This window comes from Nocardioides lentus, assembly GCF_039529515.1.
Taxonomy (GTDB): Bacteria; Actinomycetota; Actinomycetes; order Propionibacteriales; family Nocardioidaceae; genus Nocardioides; species Nocardioides lentus.
This window is the reverse complement of record NZ_BAAAMY010000001.1, coordinates 474,756-496,745: the sequence shown is the minus strand read 5'-3', so window position 1 is coordinate 496,745 and position 21,990 is coordinate 474,756. Positions and strand designations below refer to the sequence as shown.

Annotated in this window: 25 protein-coding genes; 8 read left to right on the top strand and 17 right to left on the bottom strand. The window is 76.0% G+C overall.

The window, feature by feature from the left end:
* The first annotated feature begins 45 nt into the window (after window positions 1-45).
* Window positions 46-1,797, top strand: coding sequence for an SCO7613 C-terminal domain-containing membrane protein (locus ABD158_RS02440; protein ID WP_344003192.1), 1,752 nt, complete (start codon window positions 46-48; stop codon window positions 1,795-1,797).
* 11 nt (window positions 1,798-1,808) lie between these two features.
* Here ABD158_RS02440 and ABD158_RS02435 read toward each other — a convergent pair whose 3' ends face one another.
* Window positions 1,809-3,530, bottom strand: a complete 1,722-nt coding sequence (locus tag ABD158_RS02435) for a DEAD/DEAH box helicase (protein WP_344003189.1) — start codon at window positions 3,528-3,530, stop codon at window positions 1,809-1,811.
* Window positions 3,531-3,655: 125 nt separating this feature from the next.
* Here ABD158_RS02435 and ABD158_RS02430 point away from each other — a divergent pair, with 125 nt between their 5' ends.
* Both ABD158_RS02430 and ABD158_RS02425 read left to right on the top strand, forming a co-directional pair.
* A complete protein-coding gene (locus ABD158_RS02430; protein ID WP_344003186.1) occupies window positions 3,656-4,213 on the top strand; it encodes a hypothetical protein in 558 nt (185 codons plus the stop codon).
* 107 nt (window positions 4,214-4,320) lie between these two features.
* Window positions 4,321-4,461 (top strand): hypothetical protein, encoded by a 141-nt coding sequence (locus ABD158_RS02425; protein ID WP_344003183.1) that lies wholly within the window; start codon window positions 4,321-4,323, stop codon window positions 4,459-4,461.
* Window positions 4,462-4,545: 84 nt separating this feature from the next.
* On the opposite strand, the gene ABD158_RS02420 is transcribed toward ABD158_RS02425, so the two are convergent.
* The 8 genes from ABD158_RS02420 to ABD158_RS02385 form a co-directional block, all read right to left on the bottom strand.
* A complete protein-coding gene (locus ABD158_RS02420) occupies window positions 4,546-5,445 on the bottom strand; it encodes an SGNH/GDSL hydrolase family protein (protein ID WP_344003180.1) in 900 nt (299 codons plus the stop codon).
* A gap of 47 nt (window positions 5,446-5,492) precedes the next feature.
* Window positions 5,493-6,098, bottom strand: coding sequence for a hypothetical protein (locus ABD158_RS02415; RefSeq protein ID WP_344003177.1), 606 nt, complete (start codon window positions 6,096-6,098; stop codon window positions 5,493-5,495).
* 19 nt (window positions 6,099-6,117) lie between these two features.
* Window positions 6,118-6,606, bottom strand: a complete 489-nt coding sequence (locus ABD158_RS02410; protein ID WP_344003174.1) for a DUF1707 SHOCT-like domain-containing protein — start codon at window positions 6,604-6,606, stop codon at window positions 6,118-6,120.
* Window positions 6,603-7,292: a PadR family transcriptional regulator gene (locus tag ABD158_RS02405; protein ID WP_344003171.1), complete on the bottom strand. Its 690-nt coding sequence runs from the start codon at window positions 7,290-7,292 to the stop codon at window positions 6,603-6,605. The genes ABD158_RS02410 and ABD158_RS02405 overlap by 4 nt, the downstream gene beginning before the upstream one ends.
* A 213-nt stretch (window positions 7,293-7,505) precedes the next feature.
* The gene (locus ABD158_RS02400; RefSeq protein ID WP_344003168.1) at window positions 7,506-8,393 is read right to left on the bottom strand and encodes an NAD(P)H-binding protein; all 888 of its coding nucleotides are present in this window, start codon (window positions 8,391-8,393) and stop codon (window positions 7,506-7,508) included.
* Window positions 8,394-8,422: 29 nt separating this feature from the next.
* Complete coding sequence (locus ABD158_RS02395) at window positions 8,423-8,902, bottom strand: glutathione peroxidase (RefSeq protein WP_344003165.1); 480 nt, start codon at window positions 8,900-8,902, stop codon at window positions 8,423-8,425.
* Between the two features lie 78 nt (window positions 8,903-8,980).
* Window positions 8,981-9,430, bottom strand: coding sequence for a hypothetical protein (locus ABD158_RS02390; RefSeq protein WP_344003162.1), 450 nt, complete (start codon window positions 9,428-9,430; stop codon window positions 8,981-8,983).
* Window positions 9,427-9,795 carry a hypothetical protein gene (locus ABD158_RS02385; protein WP_344003159.1) on the bottom strand — a complete coding sequence of 123 codons (369 nt, stop codon included), beginning with the start codon at window positions 9,793-9,795 and terminating at the stop codon, window positions 9,427-9,429. The genes ABD158_RS02390 and ABD158_RS02385 overlap by 4 nt, the downstream gene beginning before the upstream one ends.
* A gap of 93 nt (window positions 9,796-9,888) precedes the next feature.
* Between ABD158_RS02385 and ABD158_RS02380 the strand changes: the two genes are divergently transcribed.
* A complete protein-coding gene (locus tag ABD158_RS02380) occupies window positions 9,889-10,614 on the top strand; it encodes a TetR/AcrR family transcriptional regulator (protein ID WP_344003156.1) in 726 nt (241 codons plus the stop codon).
* A 30-nt stretch (window positions 10,615-10,644) separates the two neighbouring features.
* Complete coding sequence (locus tag ABD158_RS02375) at window positions 10,645-11,160, top strand: mycothiol transferase (protein WP_344003153.1); 516 nt, start codon at window positions 10,645-10,647, stop codon at window positions 11,158-11,160.
* A 21-nt stretch (window positions 11,161-11,181) separates the two neighbouring features.
* Here ABD158_RS02375 and ABD158_RS02370 read toward each other — a convergent pair whose 3' ends face one another.
* From ABD158_RS02370 to yczE, 6 genes are all read right to left on the bottom strand, one after another.
* Window positions 11,182-12,480: an LCP family protein gene (locus ABD158_RS02370; RefSeq protein WP_344003150.1), complete on the bottom strand. Its 1,299-nt coding sequence runs from the start codon at window positions 12,478-12,480 to the stop codon at window positions 11,182-11,184.
* A gap of 81 nt (window positions 12,481-12,561) precedes the next feature.
* Complete coding sequence (locus ABD158_RS02365; protein WP_344003148.1) at window positions 12,562-13,260, bottom strand: TIGR03943 family putative permease subunit; 699 nt, start codon at window positions 13,258-13,260, stop codon at window positions 12,562-12,564.
* 23 nt (window positions 13,261-13,283) lie between these two features.
* Window positions 13,284-14,273, bottom strand: coding sequence for a permease (locus ABD158_RS02360; RefSeq protein WP_344003145.1), 990 nt, complete (start codon window positions 14,271-14,273; stop codon window positions 13,284-13,286).
* A 74-nt stretch (window positions 14,274-14,347) separates the two neighbouring features.
* Complete coding sequence (locus tag ABD158_RS02355) at window positions 14,348-15,130, bottom strand: DUF6885 family protein (protein WP_344003142.1); 783 nt, start codon at window positions 15,128-15,130, stop codon at window positions 14,348-14,350.
* Window positions 15,118-16,539 (bottom strand): type I glutamate--ammonia ligase, encoded by a 1,422-nt coding sequence (locus ABD158_RS02350; protein ID WP_344003139.1) that lies wholly within the window; start codon window positions 16,537-16,539, stop codon window positions 15,118-15,120. The genes ABD158_RS02355 and ABD158_RS02350 overlap by 13 nt, the downstream gene beginning before the upstream one ends.
* A gap of 13 nt (window positions 16,540-16,552) precedes the next feature.
* Window positions 16,553-17,227: a membrane protein YczE gene (gene yczE, locus ABD158_RS02345; protein ID WP_344003136.1), complete on the bottom strand. Its 675-nt coding sequence runs from the start codon at window positions 17,225-17,227 to the stop codon at window positions 16,553-16,555.
* A gap of 62 nt (window positions 17,228-17,289) precedes the next feature.
* Here yczE and yczR point away from each other — a divergent pair, with 62 nt between their 5' ends.
* Both yczR and ABD158_RS02335 read left to right on the top strand, forming a co-directional pair.
* On the top strand, window positions 17,290-18,744 hold the full coding sequence (yczR, locus tag ABD158_RS02340; RefSeq protein ID WP_344003133.1) for a MocR-like transcription factor YczR: 1,455 nt from the start codon (window positions 17,290-17,292) through the stop codon (window positions 18,742-18,744).
* Between the two features lie 86 nt (window positions 18,745-18,830).
* Entirely contained in the window at window positions 18,831-19,403 is a 573-nt protein-coding gene (locus ABD158_RS02335) for a hypothetical protein (protein WP_344003130.1), read from the top strand.
* Between the two features lie 20 nt (window positions 19,404-19,423).
* On the opposite strand, the gene ABD158_RS02330 is transcribed toward ABD158_RS02335, so the two are convergent.
* Window positions 19,424-19,597, bottom strand: a complete 174-nt coding sequence (locus ABD158_RS02330) for a hypothetical protein (protein WP_344003127.1) — start codon at window positions 19,595-19,597, stop codon at window positions 19,424-19,426.
* A gap of 48 nt (window positions 19,598-19,645) precedes the next feature.
* Window positions 19,646-20,929, bottom strand: coding sequence for an MFS transporter (locus tag ABD158_RS02325; protein WP_344003124.1), 1,284 nt, complete (start codon window positions 20,927-20,929; stop codon window positions 19,646-19,648).
* A gap of 194 nt (window positions 20,930-21,123) precedes the next feature.
* On the opposite strand from ABD158_RS02325, the gene ABD158_RS02320 reads away from it, so the two are divergent.
* Window positions 21,124-21,960, top strand: coding sequence for a helix-turn-helix transcriptional regulator (locus ABD158_RS02320; protein WP_344003121.1), 837 nt, complete (start codon window positions 21,124-21,126; stop codon window positions 21,958-21,960).
* The last annotated feature ends 30 nt before the right edge of the window (window positions 21,961-21,990 follow it).

The following is a 21,990-nucleotide window of genomic DNA, read 5'->3' as shown; positions in this document are numbered from 1 at the left end:
CGCGGACCCATGCGCCGGGGGCCTCCCCGGGCGCACGCTGGACCCATGACCGAGACCGACGAGCGCCCCCGGCACGGCTCCCCCGAGGAGCTCCTGACCGAGCTGCGCTGGATCGACGGCCAGCTGGACGCCCTGTTCGCCCGACGCGCGGGGGTCGTCGGGCGGCTGCAGGCGCTCCACGCGGGCCGTCCGCTCGACGCCCGGGCGGGAGGGCCCGGGGCCCCGGGGCCGTCCGGCGCCCCGATGGCCGCCCCGGCGTCCGGGCCGAGCGGCGTGCAGGGCCTGCTGCTCGGCACCGGTGCGGTGCTGCTCGGGCTGGCGGGGCTGTTCTTCGCCGCTGTGGCGTGGGCGCTCGTGGGCCCCGGCGGCCGGATCGGCATCCTCGTCCTCCTGGGCCTCGCCCTGGGCGGCGGCGCGGTCGCGCTGCGCGGGCGGCTCTCCGGCGCGGCCGGCGCCCTCGCCTCGGTGTCCGCGTCGCTGGTCGCCACCGCGGGGTACGCCGGGCCCGCGATCGTCGGCGTCGACCTCTCCCCCACGGCGTACGCCGGGTGGGCGACGGCGGTGTCCGGGGTGCTCGCGGCCCTCTGGGTCGCGGCGGTCGCCGTGACCGGGATCCGCAGCTGGTCGGTCTCGGCGACCCTGGCCGCGGCGGTGGGCGTGCTCACCGCGGGCCTGACCGCCGCCGGGCTGGCCGACGACGTCCTCGCCCACACCGCGACCACCGCCGTGCTGGCGCTGGCCGTCGCCGCGGCGAGCGCGACCCCCTGGCCGCGCTGGTCGTGGACCCTGGTGCTCACCGTCGCCGGCGGCGCCTCGGTGCTGTCGCTGCTCGCCTGGGTCGTCGAGGTCGAGCGGGCCGTGCCCTACGCGGCGGCGCTCCTCGGCTGGGCCGGCGTCGTCCTGCTGGGTCGCCGGCTGGCGCCGTCGGCGGTGCCCGCGGTGGCCGCCCGCACGGCGGCGGCCGGGTTCGGCGCGGGCGCCGTCTCGCTCGTCGTCGGCACGCAGGCCTGGGGGCTGCCCAGCCTCCCCCTGCTCGTCGTCGCGGGCCTGCTCCTCGTCGCCGTCGCCCACCTGCGGGCGCTGCCCGTGGTGCCGCTCGCCGCCGCGGTGGGCGTCCTGGCCCTCGGCTCGCTGGCCGTGCCGGCGCTGGTGGGCGAGGGGGGCTCGCAGGCCCTCACGCTCGCCGCCCTGCTCGTCGTGACCGCCGCGACCGCGGCGGCCGGACTCGCCCCCCGGCTCGGGCCTGACGCCGCCCCCCGGGGCGCGCTGTGGTGGACCGCCGGTGCGGCCGCCGCCCTGGCCTGGGGCGTCGCCCTCGGCGACAGCGCGCTCGAGACCCCGGTCGAGCGGTTCACGGTGCCCGCCGGCCTGCTGCTCGTCGCGGCGGGCGTCGGCTGGGCGGCGGCCGTCCGCCGTACCGGCTCCGGCTGGCTCCCGACCGCCGCGACGCTCCTGCCCGGCCTGCTGGTGGCCCTGGTGCCCGGTGCCGTGGCCGCGCTGACCACGACCTGGGACGCCGGCTGGGCCGACGCCCTGCCCCGGTCCCTGGCCTACACCGCCGTCGGCGGCGCGGTCGCCGTCCTCGGCGCCCGCCTCCGGGTCGCGGCCCTGCTCGTCGCCGGCGAGGTCGTGGTCGCGGTGTGCGTGCTCGCGCACCTGTCGGGTGCGGCCCAGGTCGTGCCCCAGTGGCTGGTGCTGGCCGGCACGGGCGCGCTGCTGCTCGCCGTCGGCGCCCGCTGGGAGTGGCTGCGCACCCGCGGCAGCGCCGCCGCCGGCTGGGTGGGCCGCCTGCGCTGACGCGCGGGGGCTCAGCCCTTGCGGTGGGGCTTGGCCGGGCCGGAGTCGGGCTTGAGCTCGATGAGCTTGCCCGAGATGCGCGTGCCGCGGAGCTTGTCCCACGCGCCCGGGGGCAGCTCGGCCGGCAGCTCCACGATGGAGTGGTCGGCGCGGATGTCGATGTGGCCGAAGTCGCCGCGGGCCAGGCCGCCCTCGTTGGCGATGGCGCCGACGATCTGGCGGGGCTGCACCTTGTGGCGCTTGCCCACCGAGATCCGGTACGCCGACATCGGGCCCCCGCCACCGCGGCGGGGCCGGTCGGACCCGGGGCGGCCGCGACCCGGGCCGGAGCCCGGACCGTCGCCCGAGCGGGACGGACGGTCGTCGCGGTCGCGGGCCGGTCGCTCGGGCCGGTCGGCCTCGGGCGAGAGCAGCAGCGGCTCGTCGCCCTGCATGACCACGGCCAGGGCGGCGGCGACGTCCATCTCGGGGACGTCGTGGTTGGTGACGTAGTGCGCGACGGTCTCGCGGAAGAACTCGAGCCGGTCGGACGACAGCGCCTCGGTGATCGCGTCGTCGAAGCGCGCGAGCCGGGTGGTGTTGACGTCCTCGACGCTCGGCAGCTCCATCGGGGTGATCTTCTGCCGGGTCGACTTCTCGATGTGCCGCAGCAGGCCCTTCTCCCGCGGGGTCACGAAGGAGATGGCGTCGCCGGAGCGCCCGGCGCGGCCGGTGCGCCCGATCCGGTGGACGTAGGCCTCCGGGTCGGTGGGGATGTCGTAGTTGACGACGTGGCTGATCCGCTCGACGTCGAGGCCGCGGGCCGCGACGTCGGTGGCGACGAGGATGTCGAGCTTGCCGTTGCGCAGCTGGTTGACGGTGCGCTCGCGCTGCACCTGGGCGACGTCGCCGTTGATGGCCATCGCGGAGAAGCCGCGCACACGGAGCTTCTCGGCGAGCGTCTCGGTCTCGTTCTTGGTGCGGACGAAGACGATCATCCCCTCGAAGTTCTCGACCTCGAGGATGCGCGTGAGGGCGTCGACCTTGCGGGGGTAGGACACCGTCAGCCAGCGCTGGGTGATGTTGTCCGCGGTGCGCGACTGGTTCTCGACGCGGATCTCGACCGGGTCGTCGAGGTGCTTCTCGGCGATCCGGCGGATCGCGGCCGGCATCGTGGCGGAGAACAGCGCGACCTGCTTGGTCGGCGGCGTGGAGGCGAGGATCGTGTCGACGTCCTCGGCGAAGCCCATCTTGAGCATCTCGTCGGCCTCGTCGAGCACGAGGAACCGGAGCGCCGACAGATCGAGGGTGCCCTTCTCCAGGTGGTCCATGATCCGGCCGGGCGTGCCCACGACGACGTGGACGCCGCGGCGCAGCGCGGACAGCTGCACGCCGTACGCCTGACCGCCGTAGACGGGCAGGATCTGGACGCCCTTCATCCGGGCGGCGTAGCGGCCGAACGCCTCGGAGACCTGGAGCGCGAGCTCGCGGGTCGGGGCGAGGACGAGCACCTGGGGCGCGCGCTTGTCGGCGACGTCGAGGTTGGACAGCACCGGCAGCGCGAACGCCGCGGTCTTGCCCGTGCCGGTCTGGGCGAGCCCGACGACGTCACGTCCGGCGAGCATCGGCGGGATGGTCGCCGCCTGGATGGGGCTGGGGGTCTCGTAGCCCACGTCCTTGAGCGCCTTGCGCACGGGCTCTGCCAGCGCGAGGTCGTCGAAGGTGGTCGTGGTCTCGGGTGTTGCGTCGTTCACCGGTCAAGGGTAGTGGGCCGACGGCGCGGGAGCCGATTCCCGAGCGTGCCCGATCGTGTGGGCTCGCCGCGCCCGCGGTCGGGATCCGGGGACGCCGACCGCGCGGACGCAAGTAAAGTGCGCGCGTGCCACGTCCCCCGTCCCGCGCGCAGGCGGCGTGGTTCGACGACTGGCTCGGCCCCCACGGCACTCTCGACCGGGTGCCGCCCGGTCACGAGGCCGCCGTCGCGCTCCTGCACCCCGGGACCCGGGCGGCGCGCGACGAGCGGTTCCCGCCGTACCGGGGCCCGCGGCGCGGCGAGCTCGGCGCCGAGCAGAAGCGGTTGCTCACCCACCTGCTGATCGCCGTCAGCGGCACCCGCAGCCCGGCGACCTCCGCGTCCTGGGAGCCGGCGCCCGACGTGTGGCCGCAGCCGCCGCTCGACCTCGGGCTGCTCGTGCGCTCCGAGCTCGACTTCGTGCTGGTCGGCGGGCGCCTGGGCTCGCTGGTGTGGAGCACCTGGGAGCCGCGCCTGCGGCAGTCGCAGCCGGTCTCGGCGCTGTGGCCCGACGACCACGCGTGGTGCGTGTGGTCCGACCCGCGGCTCGCCTACAGCGTGCTGGCCGGCTCCGCCGCGCTGTGCGACCGGGCCCGCGAGGCCACGTCGCTGGGGGTCGCCGACCTCCGCCCCACCCGGCGCTAACGTTCCACCTGCGTCACCGGGCCCCACGTCCGCCACACGAGCGACTCGTGTTCCGTGAACACGTCGGCTATGGTTGGTGAACAGAAGGTGAACGAAAGGTGGACGCCATGGACATCACGGTCGACGACCGTCCGGTCATGCACTGGGTCGAGGTGCCTGACACGCGGGGCGGTACCCGTCTCGAGGCCCGGTGGAGCACTCCTGCCGACGTCACGTCGCAGGTCGCCCTGACCGCGCAGGCTGCCTGACCCACTCCTACGCACGAGGCCCGGGGCTCCCGCCCCGGGCCTCGTCGTACGTCCGGGCCCGTCGGGCCCCTGCCGCGCCGGGGCTCAGCCCCGCCGCAGGCCCAGGCGCTGCATGGTCAGCGTCGCCATCCGCGCCTCGCCGAAGGCGTTCGGGTGCACCACGACGGGGTTGGTGCCACCGACGACGGGCTCGATCCACCGCACGCCCGGCGCCTGGCAGGCGTCGTGGCCCTCGGACGCCGCGGGGATCGCGACGTACGTCGATCCCGTGAGGCGGGCCGCGCGCCGCACGCCGGCGTTGAGCACGGCCTGGAGGTTGCGCAGGTAGGGCACGTCGCCGCGGGCGATCGGCATCTGGGGGTAGCAGCCGACGCGCCGCGGGAGCAGCTGCGGGTAGCCGAGGATGGCGACGCGCGCACGGGGGGCCGCACGGTGCGTGGCGCGCAGCGTGCGCACGAGCGCCGGATAGGTCTCGGAGCGGACCTGGTCGACGAGCTCGGAGCCGAAGGTGTCCCGGCACGGGCTGCCCTGCCCGAGCGACGCGGCGCCGAGCGCGCCGCAGCGGGCGATGGCGCCCACGAAGACGCCCCCGTCGTTGCCGCCGATGGTCATCGTCACCAGCTGGGTGCGCTCGTCGAGGGCGTCGAGCTGGCGGGGGGCGTCGGGGTACTGCGCGGCGAAGTAGTCGCCGGTCTCCGCGCCGCCGCAGGTGACGTCCGTCAGCCGCGCCCCGGTGCGGCGGGCGATGACGTGGGGGTAGTTGCGCGTCGAGCGCTGGCACAGCGCCGGGGCGGTGAGGTCGGGGGGCAGCACGCCGGAGGCCGCGCTGAAGGAGTCGCCCAGCGCGACGTAGCGCAGCGGCGCCTCGGCGCGGGCGCCGGCCGGGTCGGCCGCGGCGGGCGCCGCGACCGCGCTCAGCGCAGCGGCGGGGACGGCGAGCGCGAGCAGCGCGGCCAGGAGAGTGGAGCGGTGACGACGACGCACGAGGACCTCCGGAGGTGACGCCGGTCACGCGCCGGCCCCGGGTGAGACTAGGGCGTCTCGACCGTCGTGACCACGGAGGTGACGGACGGACGGCGCGGCGTCGAGGAGAAGCCGAAGCGGCACGGCGGGTCGACGGGTGCGAGCGCCCCGAGGTCGACGCCGTCGAGCTCGCCCTCCAGCCCGGTGATCGCGTGCACGTCGGTGGCGCCGTAGTACTCGCGCCGACCGTGGCGGGCGGTGCCGCGGGTGCGGACCCCGCGCATCACCACGCGGGCGACGGGGTCGGTGAGGGTGCACCAGGCCGGGGCGGCGGCGAGCCGCGTCGGTACGCCGCGCAGCAGCACCCCGAGGGCGGTCCGGCCACCGACCAGGAGGTCGAGCGTGAGCGAGGGGGTGCGGACCTGCCAGGCCCGCGGGCCGCCCGTCACCGAGACGGGCTCGAGGCGCACCGCGTCGAAGGTGTACGTCGCGGTCACGAAGTCGCGCACCCGCGCGGTAGGGGCGAGCAGCACCCGCTCGCCCTCGGCGGTCTCGACCATCACGTCGGCGAACCGGCCCCAGGGCCCGTCGTCCCAGCGGCCGACGACGACCCGGGTGCCGCTCGTGCTGCCGACGCCGGCGATGGCGCCGGCGAAGCGCTGTCGGTCCGTCACGGGCGGCCCCGGGGGTCGGTCACCGGCGCACGGCCCGGTTCCAGGGGTGGTGGCCCTGCGCGTCGCAGCGGCCCGGCCCCTTGAGGAAGAACCACACGGCGAGGGCCGCGACGATCAGCGGCAGCGCGGAGGAGACCACGACGAACGCCGTGGGCACCAGCACGATCCCGGCGACCACGAGCACCCAGGTCGGCAGCTCGCCGGCCCGCCGGGCCACCGCCCGCGCACGACCCTGCGCGACGCCCGACGCCGGCCCGGCCGCGCCGGACCGGGCGCGGGGGGCGGACGGCGCGGGGCCGAGTCGCAGCGACTCCGGCGGACCGCCGGGCAGGTCGGCGAAGAGCACCGGCAGGTCGCCACGGACCTTGGCCGTCCACACCGCCGCCACGCGCTCGTCGTACTCGTCGGAGTCGAGGCGACCGGAGGCGAAGTGCTCGCCCAGGGCGGCGGCGGCGGTGTCGCGCTCGGCGTCGCCGATGCGCAGGGAGGAGCCGTCGTACCCGCTCATCGCAGCTCCCCTCGTGGTCCCTCGTCACCGGTCCCGTCCGTCGCACCGTCGGGCGCTTCGGCCGGGTCGCCGTCGGCCAGCACCTGGTAGAGCCGGCGACGGGCGTCGGTCATGATCGCGACCGCCTGGCGGCGCTGCTCCTCGGTGCCCGAGGACACGATCTGCCATACCGCGCTCAACGTCTGGCCCACCTCGGGCATGAAGGAGGCGAAGTCGCCACCACCGCCACGGCCGGACGCCGGGGTGTCGAGGAACGGCTCCCAGACCGCGGCGAGCTCCTCGGGGTGGTCGGCGACGTAGGACTCGCCCTCCGCGGTGAGCCGCAGGGTGCGCCGTCCGGCCGCCTGGTCGCCCTCGACCAGGCCCTCGTCCTCGAGCTGCTGGACCGTCGGGTAGACCGAGCCGGGGCTGGGGCGCCAGGCCCCGCCGCTGCGCTCGGCGATCTGCTGGATGAGCTGGTAGCCGTTCATCGGCTCGGCGGCGAGGACGTCGAGGATCGCCGCCCGCACGTCGCCCTTGCGGGCCCGCGGCGGCCGCGGCGGCTCCGGCCGCGTGAACCCCAGCATCTCCCCCAGCCACGGCGGCGGTCCCGGCCGTCCCCGATGGCCCCCGGACCCGCCGTGACCACCCCAGGCCCCACCCCAGCCGCCGCCGGGCATCCCCGACATCCCGTGCATCCCGCGCATGCTCGTCGCCTCCCTCACGTCGACACCTGTCGCCGACACTCACCGATATATCGTGACCGTACGCCGACGAGACGACGTCCGCAAGGGGTGCGCGCGACCGCGCGACGCGGTGGTCCCTGACGTCCAGACAACGATCGCGCCCGTCCGGGCGTCGGAACGTCAGGGACCAGCCGGCGGGGCGGTGCCCGCCGGCCGCGGCCGACGCCGCCGGCGTCAGTGGCCGGCGATGGCGGCGAGCAGGGAGTCGCGGAGGCCGGTGAAGGCGTGGTCGGGGGCGGCGACGGCGTGGCGGACGTCGTCGTCGGCGCAGACCATGTCGTGGCTGAGGCTGTCGATGAGGGCGGTGACCTCGTCGGAGTCCATGCCGGCGACGGCGGCGACGACCGGGCCGACGAGGAACTTCGGGGCGAGCGGCACGGAGAGCTGCCGGCGACGACGCCCGTCGAGGGAGGCGAAGAGGTCGAGCAGCTCGGGGTAGGTGACGACCTCGTCGCCGCCCACGTCGTAGGCACGGTCGACGGCGTCGGTGGTCAGCGAGCGCACCAGCAGGTGCAGCACGTCGGCGATCGCGACCGGCTGCATCCGCGTGTGCATCCAGGCGGGCAGCGGCGTCAGCGGCAGGCGCCGGCTGATCCGGCTCAGCAGCTCGTACGACGTGGAGCCGGCGCCGACGACCATCGCGGCGCGCAGCACCACGGCAGGCACCGACGACTGCAGCAGGATCTGCTCGACCTCCAGCCGGCTGCGCAGGTGCTCGGAGAGGACGTCGTCGGGGATCAGCCCGGAGAGGTAGACGATCCGCTTCACCCCGGCGGCCTCGCACGACTGCGCGAACAGCAGCGCGGCCTCCCGGTCGAGCTGCGCGAAGTCGACGTGCTCCATCGAGTGGACCATGTAGTACGCCGCGTCCTGGCCCTCCAGCGCCGCACGGACGCTGTCGGGCTCACCGACGTCGAAGTGGCGCGGGGTGACCCCGTCGGGCCAGGCGTCGGGGTCCAACGCGGAGCGGGTCGCCGCGGTCACCTCGTGGCCGGCGGCGACGAGCTCGGGGACGAGCGTGGAGCCGACGTAGCCGGTGGCACCGGTGACCAGGACGCGCATGGGTGGTCCGGTACCCCTCGTGGCGGCGCTCAGCGGCCGAGCTGCTTCTCGATGTCGGCGGCGATCTTCTCCGGCTTGGTGGTCGAGCCGTAGCGCTTGACGACCTGGCCGTCGCGACCGACGAGGAACTTGGTGAAGTTCCACTTGATGCGGCTGCCGAGCAGGCCGCCCTTCTCCGAGGTCAGCCACCGGAACAGCGGGTGGGCCTCGTCGCCGTTGACCGCGACCTTGTCGAACATCGGGAAGCTCACGCCGTAGTTCTTCTGGCAGAACTCGCCGATCTCGTCGGCCGTGCCGAGCTCCTGGTTGAACTGGTCGCTGGGGAACCCCAGCACCACGAGGCCGCGGTCGCCGTAGTCCTGGTGGAGCTTCTCGAGCCCCTCGAACTGGGGCGTGAAACCGCACTGCGACGCGGTGTTGACCACGAGCACGACCTTGCCCTCGTACGCCGACAGCGGCTGCTCGCCGCCGGTGATCGTGGTCGCGGTGAAGTCGGTCAGAGCGGTCACGGCAGGGCTCCTTCGAGCGTCTGGGGGGTGGTGGTCGTCCGTGGTTCGTAACGGTGGGGGTGGGCGGATGCTTCCGGCTCAGCGCCGGGTGGGGGTGCCGGACGAGGGTCGGGTCCGCGCGAGCCACCACAGTCCCACCGCGGGGAGCAGGAGGGGCAGGAACCCGTAGCCCCGCCCGTAGCCGGACCACACCGTGTCGTCGGGGAACAGGACGGGGTCGGCGAGGCTGAGCGTCCCCACGACCAGCACGCCCACCGCCTCGACGCCGACCGCGACCCACGCGACGGAGCGTGCCCAGGGCCGGTCGACCGCGAGCCCGACGGTGGCGCCGACGTAGACCAGCGCCGCGAGCGCGGACAGCGCGTAGGGAAGCGGCGCCTCGGAGGCCTGCGTCGTCAGCTGGAGCACCGAGCGACCCGTGGCCGCGATCGCGAACAGCCCGTAGACGGCGACCAGCACCCGTCCGGGCCCGGTGGCCGTGGGCGAGGCGGACCGCGAGGGCGGCGGGGACGCCCCGGACGGGCTCACACGATCCACGTCGGGTCCCAGATCTGCTGCAGCCGGAGCACCAGGAACGGGACGGTCACGCCCAGCACGACCAGCACGACCGTGCCCGAGCGGCTCGGCTCCCCCAGCGCCCACCAGGCCGCGACCGGCGGGAGGAGCAGCATGCCGACCAGGTAGCTGACGAAGGTGGCGCCGGAGATGTCGGGCGACTCCGAGACGAGCAGCACGATCCCGACCACCAGCTGGACGACGAGCGCGAGCTCGAGCAGGGCGGTCAGCCCGAGCAGGAGCCGGTCGGGACGCCGGTCCGGCACGAGGTACGCCGCGGCGACCACGCCGACCAGGAGGGAGAGCGCGACGACCGTGAGCTGGAGCTGGACGACCACCCCTCCATCATGACGGCGATCTGGGCGTTCGCCTGCGGTGGGTGCCGGGCCGGTCTAGCGTCCCCGGCACACCCACCGTCGCCGGGAGGCGAGATGACGATCTCCGTGGTCACCACACCGTCCGGTCGCGACCTGCCTCTCGCCGACCGTCCCAGCCCGGCCCGCCTCGAGGCCGCGGCCCGCGTGACGGCCGCCGCCCGCGCCGAGCTGTGCCAGCGCCCCGACGAGCTGTCGCTGCGCGCGGTGGCCCGCCGCGCCGGCCTCGACCCGCGCGAGGTGTCCCGGCTGGTGGAGTCACGCGAGCAGCTCGTCGCCAACGTGATGTTCGAGCTCGTCTCGGAGGCCCACGACGCCGTCCGGCCCGCGCTGGAGGCGACCGCCGGCGCCGCCAGCCGCGACCGGCTGGTCGCCGTCGCCCGGGCCTACCGCGGCTGGGCGCTGGCGCACCCCGCCGAGCTGTGGACGCTGCTGTCGCCACGCCGTCGTACGACGCAGGACCGGGCCGCGTCCGTCCGCGCCATGCGGTGGTTCTACGGCCCGGTGCTGGAGCTGTTCACCGCGGCGCTCGCGGCCGGCGAGATCGACGTCGACGCGGCCCGCTGCACCGACCGCTCCGCGCGCCTGGTGCACCCGGTGTTCCTCGACCTGGTCGGCGGGCTGGACGCGCGCGTGGTCAGCGGCTGCCTCGCGATGCTCACCGGTCTGCAGGGCCACCTCGTGCTGGAGACCTGCGGCCAGCTCTCGGCCCTGTTCGGCGACCTCGACCGCGCCTTCGACGCCCAGGTCGGCTCGCTGCTCGACGCCGCCGGCGTGCGCTGAGCGTCCCCGGCCCGGCGTAGCGTCGGGGGCATGACCCCCGCCGAGCTGCTCGTCGACGCCTTCGACCGCCTCCCGGACCTGGGCCGCGCCGCCGTGGCCGACCTGGACGACGCGACCCTGACCCGTCGGCCCGAGCTGGGCGGTGACCCGGTGAACCCGATCGCCTGGCTCGTCTGGCACGCCGCCCGGGTGCAGGACGACCACGTCGCCGACCTGCGCGGCGCCGAGCAGCTGTGGACCGCCGACGGCTGGTCGTCGCGGTTCGGGCTGCCGCTGGCCGACGACGACATCGGCTACGGCCACTCCTCGGAGCAGGTCTCGGCCGTCCGCGCGCCCGGCGACCTGCTCGCCGACTACCTGGCCGCCGTGACCGCGTCGACGACCGCGTGGCTCGCCGACGCCGTGACCCCCGAGGAGCTCGACCGGGTCGTCGACGCCGGGTGGGACCCGCCGGTCACGGTCGGCGTGCGCCTGGTGAGCGTGCTGGGCGACGACACCCAGCACCTCGGCCAGGCGGCGTACCTGCGGGGGATGCTCGGCGCCTGACGCCGACCGGCGCGGTCCGCGTCAGCCGCAGAGGCCGAACTCGGACGGCGACGGGCCGGCGTCACCACCACCCGACCCCGAGCCGCCCGAGCCGCCCGAGCCGCCCGAGCCGCCCGAGCCGCCCGAGCCGGAACCGCCGGTCTCGCCGGGCACGGGCTGGTCGGCGGCGATGGCGTCGGCGGAGTACTCCGGGCTCAACGGCTCGTCGTCGCGGATCAGCTGCCACAGCCCCTCGGCCTCGCCGGTCCACTGCAGCCGGTTGGGGTCGGCCGGGTAGGCCTCGAGGGGGACCGTGGTGAACTCGATGTTCTCCAGGCCGGTGCCCTCCAGCTGCAGGCCGAGCCCGACCAGCCGGCGGGTGTTGGCGAACCCCGGGTCCGTGGTCAGCGAGCTGGTCGCGGCGTCGAGGAACCGATAGAGCCGGTCGGGGCGCGCCAGCACGCCCCGGGAGGCCACCTTGTTGACGAGCGAGGCCAGGAACGACTGCTGGCGCTTCATGCGCCCGATGTCGGAGTTGGCCGAGAGCTGGTAGCGCTCGCGCACGTAGTCGAGGGCCGCGTCGCGGTCCAGCGTCTGGGTGCCCGCCTCGAGGAAGATGTCGCGCTCGGGGTCCTCCACGGGCTCGGGGATGCAGACCTCGACGCCGTCGACGGCCTCGACCATGTCACCGAAGCCCTGGAAGTCCACGACGACGTAGTGGTCGACGAACACGTCGGTGAGACGCTCCACCGTCGCCACGGCGCACGCCGCGCCGCCGACCGCGTACGCCGTGTTGAACAGGACCTGCGACTCCCCCGGCAGCGTCTCCCCGGCGTCGTCGAGGCAGTCGGGCCGGTCGACGACGGCGTCGCGCGGCAGGCTCACGCCGTAGACGGTCTCCCGGTCGGCGGAGACGTGCAGGAGGATCGTGGTGTCCGCCCGGGCGCCGAGGCCCTGCAGGCCGTCGATGTCGTTGCCCTCACCGTCACGGGAGTCCGAGCCCAGGACCAGGATGTTGAGCGGGCCGTCCGGTCCGGTGTAGGTGCGCTCGGGCCGGTCGGTGAGCTGGTCGGTGATCGGGTCGGCGGTGATGTTGGAGTCCAGGCGCTGCAGGAGCAGGAACCCGCCCGCGACGACGACCAGCACCACGACCAGCGCGGTCACGGCCACGGCCCTGATCACCCGGTGGCGCCGGGACCGGCCGGTCAGCACGACCGGCAGCCGCAGCCGTGCCTCGGGGTCCGTCGGCTCGGGGTCCGACGGCACGGGGTCCGACGGCACGGGGTCCGACGGCTCGGGGTCCGGGGCGGTCTGGGGGCTCGCGCCCGGGTGGTCGCTCATCGACCTGCTTCCTGCGGTGGGCCCCCTCGTGCGGGCGGCCCCATGACAGGGAAGGTATCCGGTCGAGCGAGGACGCGGGCGTCATCCGTACGGGTCGAGGGGGGCCGCCACGGGCTCGACGGCGCTCGCGGCCATCGCCGACCGCGGCCGGCCGCCGTCGAGCGGGTCCCACCGACCGGTCACCCGCACCCACGAGTCGCGGGGCGGCGCGTCGGCGCCGGTGACCATGATCCGGCTGGCCGAGGCGTCGGCGGCGCAGCAGGCCATCGACATCCGGGTGACGTACCAGTTGCCCTCGTCGTCGCCGCTGACGAAGCCCACGACCGACACGTCGCGTCCCTCCAGCGACCGGGCGTCGTCGTACTGGACGCGGACGACGAAGTCGACGACCTCGATCTCGAGCGGCCCCTCGGACGGCGGCAGCGGAAGCTCCGCGCCCTCGGCCTCGCGGGCCGGGACCTCGTTGGACGACCGCTCGGCGGACCACGCCCCGAGCGCCGGCGGGCTGATCGTGAACACGACCAGGACGGGCGCGAGCAGCAGCCAGGCGGCCCGCGAGACGCCGTGGTCGTCCTGCTCGTCGGGCTCCCCCCGGCCCGTGCGCACCGCGCCCGGGCGCAGCACCTGCAGCAGCGCGACCACGACGAGCAGCACGCCGCTGGCGAGCAGGGGCCAGCGCATCCAGTCGTTGACGTAGCGCAGGTGGGCCTCGGTCAGCGTCAGCCGCACCAGCGTCGCGCCGACGAGGGTCAGCACCAGCGCCTGGGTGGTGGGCAGCATGCGCCCCCGCGACGGCCCGCGGCTCACAGCAGCCACCCGCCGACCAGCACGGCGCTGCCGGTGGCGACGACCAGCACGAGCGGCACGAACACGAGCGCGAACGAGCGCCCGAAGGTGCCGACCTGGAGGGAGGCGAGCTTGATGTCCATCGCGGGTCCCACGACCATGAAGACGAGCTTGGCGGTGTCGGAGAAGGCGGAGAGGCTCGCCGCGACGAAGGCGTCGGCCTCCGAGCACATCGCGACGACGAAGGCGAAGGCCGCCATGCTGACCACCGCGAGCAGCACGTGCCCGGCGACCGAGTCCAGCACGGCGCGGGGCACGAAGGTCCCGACCGCGGCCGCGACGCCCGCGCCCAGCACGAGGAAGCCGGCGGCGTGGAGGAAGTCGTGCTGCACCGAGCCGAGGAACGAGCCGCCGTGGCCGTGGGCCCCTCCGCCCCGGGGCAGGCGCATCGGCACCGCGCCGCCCCGCCACACCCACAGCCATCCGACGACCACGGCGGTCAGCAGGGAGGCGAGGAACCGGGCGACGACCACCAGCGGCTGGTCCGGGAAGGCCACCGCGGTGGCGACGAGGACGACCGGGTTGACCGCCGGCGCGGCGAGCATGAAGGTCAGCGCGACCGCGGGCGCCACCCCGCGGCGGACCAGGCTGGCCGAGACCGGCACGGACGCGCACTCGCAACCGGGCAGCGCGACGCCGGCCAGGCCGGCGGCGGGCACCCCGAGCACCGGCCGCGACGGCACGACGCGAGCCAGCACCCGGTCGGAGACGAGGTGGGCGATGACGGCGGCCAGCAGGACCCCGAGCACGAGGAACGGCACCGCCTGCACGACGATCGCGACGAAGACCGTGCTCCACGTGCGCAGGGCCTCGTCGGTCAGGCGCGGCACCAGCCAGGACTGCGCGGCGAGGGCGCCCAGGACGACGACCAGCACGGCCTCGGTCTGGCCGACCCGGCGCCGGCGCGGGGTCCGCGACCCGGGCGGGGCCGCGCTCGTCGTGGTCACCGGGCACCTCCGGTTCGGGCTGAGAACGATTGTCGTCCGCGGGACCATAACCCAGCCGGGCCCGGCCGTCACCCTCAGGCGCGCCAGGCCTCCAGCACCATGCCGAGCTCGACGCTGCGCTCGGCCAGCAGGGCGGCCCGCTCGGGTGGCGCGAGGAGCAGCAGGCCCCGACCGGGCTCCTGGCCGAGCGCCTCGCCGAGAGCCTCGACGGTGACCAGCCGGCAGCCCGGCGGCATGCCCTCACCGGTGAGCTGCACGTAGTTGTCCGCGAGAGCCACCAGCCCGGCGTCCGCGTCGAGGCCCCAGATCACGACGAAGTGGCCGACGTCCCAGGTCGTGTCGCCGTCGATGCCGCCGAGCGGGCCGGTCGCCACGTTGGCGACCACCCCGACCGGGTAGGGCGCCGCCGCGACGTCGCCGAGCAGCGTCGTCAGCTCGTAGGCCGGCCACGGGCCGGGCGCCGCCTGGCGCACGGGCACCACGCCGACCATCCCGCCGGTGCAGGAGATCAGGCCGGCGGCGAGGCCGGCGGCCTCGGTGCCGCCGTCGTACGGCGAGGGCGCGTGGGGCAGCTCGTCCCAGCCGAGGGGCACGGACTCGACGCCCGGGGGCCGGGCCTCCGGCAGGTCCTCCGGGTACACCCGGGTGCCGGCACACCGCGCGAGCTCCAGCAGGCCCGGGATCGCCTGCGGTCCGCGGGCCAGCGCGTGCAGCGCGACGTGCGCCGCGAACGGCCCGCACATCTGGTCCGGCTGCGGCAGGGAGGCGCGCTGGGCGGCGAGCACCTGCTCCGCGCCGGTGAAGCGCACCAGGCCCGGGGTCTCCCCCGCGGGGGTCGCGGCGCTCAGTACTGCCACCTCAGCGACGCGACGACCTCGTCGGCCGTGCGCGGGGCGGCCCAGGCGGCGTCGGCGTCGCGGCAGGCGACGAACGCGCCGAGCAGGTCCTCGCCCAGCACGTCGCGCACCAGCGCGCTGCCCAGCAGGTCCGCGCGGGCCCGCTCGGGGGTCGTGGCGAGGGCGGTGATGCCCGCGGCCTCGCGCCGCTCCTCGGACCACGTGCCGACGTCCTCGCCGATCGGGTCCGGCGGGACGGCGCCGTCCGCGACGCCGGCCAGACCGGCGGCGAGGACGACGGCCAGGGACAGGTAGGGGTTGGCCGAGGCGTCGGAGGCCTTGAGCTCCACGTTGGTGACCTCGGCGCCGAGCAGGGCGCTCGGGGGCACCAGCCGGACGGCCGCCTCACGGTTCTCGACGCCCCAGAAGCCGTAGGCGCTGGCCCAGAAGCCCGGGCGACGGCGCAGCAGCGACCCGGAGCTGGGAGCGGTGACCGCGGTGACGCCCGGCAGCTCCCGCAGCAGCCCGGCGACGTAACCCAGCCCGGCCGGGGACAGGCCGTGCGGCCCGTCGCCGGCGAGGGCGTTGGTGCCGTCCGGGCCGGACAGCGAGCTGTGCAGGTGCCAGCCGTTGCCGGCGCCGGCCAGCGTGGTCACCGGCGCGAAGGACAGCCGCAGGCCGTGGCGCTGGGCGGCGGCGTGCGCGGTCTGGCGGGCCAGCACCTGGGCGTCGGCGGCGCCGACCCCGGGCAGCGGGCTGAGCGACATCTCGACCTGCGACCCGCCGTACTCGGCGTGCAGCTGGCCGATCCGGATCCCGTCGGCGGCCAGGTCGGCCAGCAGCGCGCGGCAGAAGCCGGAGACGTCGCGCATCGCGTTGGCGGAGTACGCCGGGCCGCGGTGCGCGGGGACGACGTCGCCGGTGGGCTCGTGCGGGTCGTCCTCGTGCGAGACGACCATCTCCATCTCGAACCCCGCGACGAAGGTGTAGCCGGCGTCGGCGGCGCGGTCGAGCTGGCGCTCCAGCACGGCGCGCTGGTCGTAGGCCCACGGCTCGCCGTCACCGGTGAGCTGGCGCCCGGGGACCCACGCGAAGCCGGGGAGCCCGGACTGCGCCGTCACGCCCAGCGGGCCGTCGAGGACCGGGGTCAGCCGCACGTCGCCGGACGGCGTCGAGAGGCCCTCGTGGGCGAAGGTGATGCCGTCGTGGGAGTCGAAGACCGCGAAGGCGGCGGTGTTGCCGACCCCGCGCCGCGAGGCGGCGGGCAGCTCGGCGACCGGCACCGTGCGGCTGCGGACGATCCCGTTGTTGTCGACCCAGCCGATGCTGACGCCGACGACGTCGCGGGAGTCCAGCTTGCGGGCCAGCTCCTCCACGCCGACGGCCGCCGCGGGGCCGGACGTGCGGGTCGGGGGGCGCTCGGCAGACATGCCGCGGACGCTACTACGGGCGCTGCGGCACCCGCGGGCGTTCCGGCAGCTGCACCACGGCGAGCGGGATCATCCGCTGCGCGAGCGGTCCGATCATCAGCGCGTAGACCACGGTGCCGACGCCGACGACCCCGCCGAGCAGCCACCCCAGCGCGACCACGCCCGCCTCGATGCCGGTGCGGACGCGGCCGAGGCCGACGCCGGTGCGGCGGTGCAGGCCGGTCATCAGCCCGTCGCGGGGCCCGGGGCCGGGCTGGGCCCCGATGTAGAGGGCGGTCGCGAGCGCGTTCAGCAGCACGCCGCCGACGAGCAGACCGGCGCGCGCCCCCGGGTGGTCGGGGGCCGCGAGGAGCCGCAGCCCGAGGTCGGCCACGGGGCCGACCATCAGCGCGTTGGCGATGGTCCCCAGCCCGGGGGGCTGGCGCAGGGGGATCCAGGCGAGCAGCACGAGCACCGACGCGACGACCACGGCGGTGCCGATGCTCATCGGCAGGTGGACCGCCATGCCCTGGTGCAGCACGTCCCAGGGGGCGTTGCCGAGCGTGGCGCGGATCAGCATCGCCAGGCTGGCGCCGTACAGGGCGAGGCCGACGACGAGCTGGAGCAGCCGCCGTGGCAGGCGGCCGGCGCGGAGCTGGGCGAGCGGGCCCAGGACGGCGAGCTCGCGGGCCACGGGTCGGAGGGTCACGTGGTCGACTCTGGACTGCTCGAGGGTTGGCGGGAAGGGCCAATCGTGATCGACTGGCCTGCATGACCCGCGCCGTCGCCGCTCCCCGCCTCGCCTCCCTGCTCGGCGACTTCGCCCGCGACCCGGCGTACCTCGGCCTGGCGGACGGCGTGCGGGCCCTCATCACCGACGGCCGGGTCCCCGTCGGCACGCGGCTGCCGAGCGAGCGCGACCTGGTGGCGGCGTGCGGGGTCAGCCGGACCACCGTCGCGCGGGCGTACGGCGCGCTGCGCGACGCCGGCTACCTCGTCTCGCGCCAGGGCTCGGGCAGCGTCGCCCGGCTGCCGCCCGGGCGCGGTCACCGCGGCGACCACCTGCTCGCCCCGGGGGTCGAGCCGGGCACCGGGTGGGAGGACGGCGACGTCGTCGACCTCACCTGCGCGGCCCCGGCGCCGGTGCCGGAGGTGCTGGAGGCGTTCCGGCGCGGCGTCGAGGCGCTGCCCGCGCACCTCGGCGGCAGCGGCTACTACCCGTCGGGGACGGCCGAGCTGCGCGAGGCGGTCGCCGAGTCCTACGCGCGGCGCGGCCTGCCGACCGACCCCGGGCAGGTGGTCGTCGTGCCGGGCGCGCTCGCGGGGGTGGCGATCGCCGCGCGCTCGCTGCTCGGCACCGGCGACCGCGTCGTGACGGAGAGCCCCACCTACCCCAACGCGATCGCGACCCTGGTGCGCGCGGGCGGCCGCGTGCTCGGCAGCGACGTGCTCGACGACGGCCGCGACACCCAGGGCCTGTCGACGACCCTGCGCCAGGTGCTGCCCCGCGTCGCCTACCTGATCCCCGACTTCCACAACCCGACCGGCGTGCTGCGCGACGACGAGGCCCGCGCCCGCGTCGCCGCGACGCTGCGGCGCACCGGGACCACCGCGATCGTCGACGAGTCGATGGTGGCGCTGCCGCTGGAGGACCAGGCGATGCCGGCGCCGTTCGCCGCGCACGCCCGCGACGCGATCAGCGTCGGCAGCGTCTCGAAGCCCTACTGGGGCGGGCTGCGGGTCGGCTGGCTGCGGGTGCCCGAGCAGCGTCTCGACGGCGTGCTCGCCGAGCGACTGGCCCTCGACCTCGGCACGCCCGTGCTCGAGCAGCTGGTCGCCGCCGACCTCCTCGCCGCCGGCCCCGAGGTGCTCGACGCCCGCCGCGCGCAGCTGCGGGCCTCCCGCGACGCGGCCCTCACGGCGCTGGCCGCGCGGCTGCCGGACTGGTCCGTCGTGCCGCCGCCGGGGGGCCTGTGCCTGTGGTGCCGCCTGCCGGGGCCGCTGTCCACGGCGCTGACCGTGCGCGCCCGCGACCACGGCGTGCTGCTCGCGCCGGGCCCGGCGTTCGCGCCGGAGGGCGGGCTGGACCGCTACGTGCGGCTGCCGTTCACCCAGCCGCCCGCGGTCATGGTCGACGCCGTGGAGCGGCTCGCGGCCGCCTGGGCGGAGACCCTCGCCTCGCCCGACACCGCCGGCCGGGCCCCGTCGCCGGTGCTGGTGGCCTGAGCCCGTCGGGCGGGCGGTCGGCTCGTACCCGCCGGTAACCCGACGAGGGTGCCCCGGCCTGTGGCGCACGGCACTACGGTGGGGCGATGTCGCTGGTCATCCCCGCTCCCCAGGCCGTCGTCACCTTCGCGGGCCGGGTGCGGGCGGCGGTGGTCGAGGTGCTCGACGCGGTGCCGCGCCTGACCGGCCTCCTCGACGCCGTCGAGACCATCCTGGTCGACGTCGCGGGCCTGCTCGACCGGATCGAGGCGACCCGCATCGCCGCGGACGGCGTGGTCGCGCGCGTCGACGAGACCCGGCGCAACGCCGACCTGCTGCTCGGGTCGGCGACCCCGATGCTCGACGCGCTGCGCCCGCTGCTGGAGTCGTTCACGCCGTCGCTGGAGAAGCTGCAGCCGACGCTGGAGCGGCTCGCGGAGACCACCGACCCCCACGAGGTCGACGCGATGATCAAGCTGGTCGACCAGCTGCCGACGATCGTCGACGAGCTGGAGAAGCAGGTCATCCCGATGCTGGAGAGCCTCGGGACGGTCGCGCCCGACCTGCACGACCTGCTCGGGGTGTCCAAGGAGCTCAACGAGATGCTCGCGCGCCTGCCCGGGATGAAGCGGGTCAAGCGCCGCGTCGACGAGGAGCAGGCGATCCGCGGGATCCACTGACGCCGGCTCCCCGTCACCGCTCAGCGGCGGCGCTTGCGGGACAGCCCGCGGAACAGGCTCTTCGCGCCCTGGGCGATCTCCGCGTTGGCGCTGCCGCCGCCGGTGGGCCGGCGCGCGCCGGGGGTCGTGGTGCCGCCCGCGGCCGGGCGACGCCGGCCCGCCCCGCGGACCTGGTTGAGGATGCTGCGCAGCATGGTGGTGCCTCCCTCCCCCGGCCACCGTGGCCGAGAAGGCTCTCGAACCTAGACCCGTCCCCGGGGAGGCGCCAGGGGGACCCGGTGGCGGACGAACGCCGGCACCAGCAGGGCCGCCGCGACGGTGCCGACGACGACCAGCACGCCGCCGCCCCCGGCGGCCACCGCCGTGCCCACCGCGGCCGCGGAGGCGCCGTGGGCGACGTCGGCCAGGCGCGGACCGCCGGCGACGACCACGATGAACACGCCCTGCAGCCGGCCCCGGACCGCGTCGTCCGCGGCGGTCAGGAGCATCGCGTTGCGGAAGACCGAGGAGACCATGTCGGCGGCGCCGCCGACCACGAGCGCCGCGACCGCGAACGGCAGCATCGGCAGCGCGCTGCCGCCCGCGAGCCCCACCGCGAGGCCGAAGGCGGCCATCGCCGCGCCCCACACGCAGATCGCCACGACCACCGCGAGCCCCTGCCGCGCGACGCGGGAGACCCAGCCGGAGAACACGCCGCCCAGCACCGCGCCCGCCGGGATGGCCGCGAAGAGCAGCGCGAAGGCCACGCCGCCCTCCCCGGGCCCGCCGAACGACACGTCGGCGATCTCGGGGAACAGCGCGCGGGGCATCCCGAAGACCATGGCGACGAGGTCGACGACGAAGGACATCAGCAGCACCGGCTGGCGGCGCAGGTAGGCGAAGCCCTCCAGCACCGAGCGGATCCCCGGCGCCGACGCCGCGCCCGACGCCGGCAGCGGTGGCAGGGACAGGACCGCGGCGAGCGTCGCCAGGAGCGTGAGGGTGTCGACGAGGTAGAGCCACGAGAAGCCCACCAGCGGGATCAGCGCGCCGCCGACCAGCGGACCGGCGATCGCCCCGCCCTGCATGACCGTGGTGTTGAGCGAGCTCGCCGCCGGGATCAGCTCCGCGGGGATCAGCTTGGGGATGATCGCGGACCGGGTCGGCTGGTTGACGGCGAAGAACGCCTGCTGCACCGAGAACAGCGCCAGCAGCGCCCAGACGTTGCCGAGACCGGTCGCCGCCTGCGCCCAGAACAGCCCGGACGTGACGACCAGCCCGACGGTCGTGACCACCAGCAGCGTGCGGCGGTCCATCCAGTCCGCGAGCGCCCCGCCCCACAGCCCGAACACGACCAGCGGGACCAGGCCGAACACCCCGGTCAGCCCGACGTACGCCGAGGAGCCGGTGAGGGCGTAGATCTGCGCGGGCACCGCGACGACCGTCAGCTGGGCGCCGACGACGGTGACGATGTTGGCGGTCCACAGCCGCCGGAACGCCGGGACGGCGAGCGGCCGGGTGTCGGCCAGGAGTCCGCGCAGGTGCACGTCCGGCGACGCTACGCCCGGCCCCGCGCCAGGTCCGCCCGAGGGTGGCGGAAGGGGGGAGCGTCGGTCCCTGCCCCCGCGGGCGCTCACCGGGCAGGCTGGACCCGCGCGGGGCACGCTGGACGACGAGCCGGGGGGACACCCGGGGACCGCCGCGCGCGGACCGACGGAGAGGAGCCCTCGTGGGTGGAGCCGTGAGCCGGCTGGACCGGCCGGGTCTGGCGGACTTCCTGCGCCACCGGCGCGCCGCGCTGCAGCCCGAGGACGTCGGGATGCCCCGCGGGGAGCGTCGGCGCGCGAGGGGTCTGCGGCGCGAGGAGGTGGCGGTGCTGTGCCACATGTCGACCGACTACTACACGCGCCTGGAGCAGGAGCGCGGCCCGCACCCGTCGACGGCGATGGTCGCCGCCATCGCGCAGGGACTCCACCTCGGCCTCGACGAGCGCGACCACCTCTACCGGCTGGCCGGCCACGCGCCGCCGCCGCGGGGCACCGAGAGCCGCCACGTCGGGCCCGGCCTGCAGCGGATCTTCGACCGCCTCGGCGACACGGCCGCCGAGATCACCACCGAGCTCGGCGAGACCCTGCGCCAGACGCCGCTGTGCGCGGCGCTGCTCGGCGACGCGAGCCGGCGGCGGGGGCCGGCGCGGAGCCTCGGGTACCGCTGGTTCACCGACCCCGGGGCGCGGGCGTCGTACGACGAGGCGGAGCACGCGTTCCTGTCGCGGCTCTTCGCCTCGGGGCTGCGGGAGATCGCGACCCTCCGCGGACCCGACTCGGAGGCCGCCGCGCTGGCCGCCGACCTGCGGGCGGCCTCGGCGGAGTTCGCGGCCCTGTGGGACCGCCACGAGGTGGGGGTGCGACCCCACGCCACGAAGCGCTTCGTGCACCCGGACGTCGGGTCCCTGGAGCTGCACTGCCAGACGCTGCTGGACCCCGACCAGTCCCACCGCCTGCTCGTCTACACCGCCGTCCCCGGCAGCGTCAGCCACGAGCGCCTGCAGCTGCTGTCGGCCCTCGCCCCGCACTGAGCGGCTCCGGGCCCGACCGGGAGGGTCCGG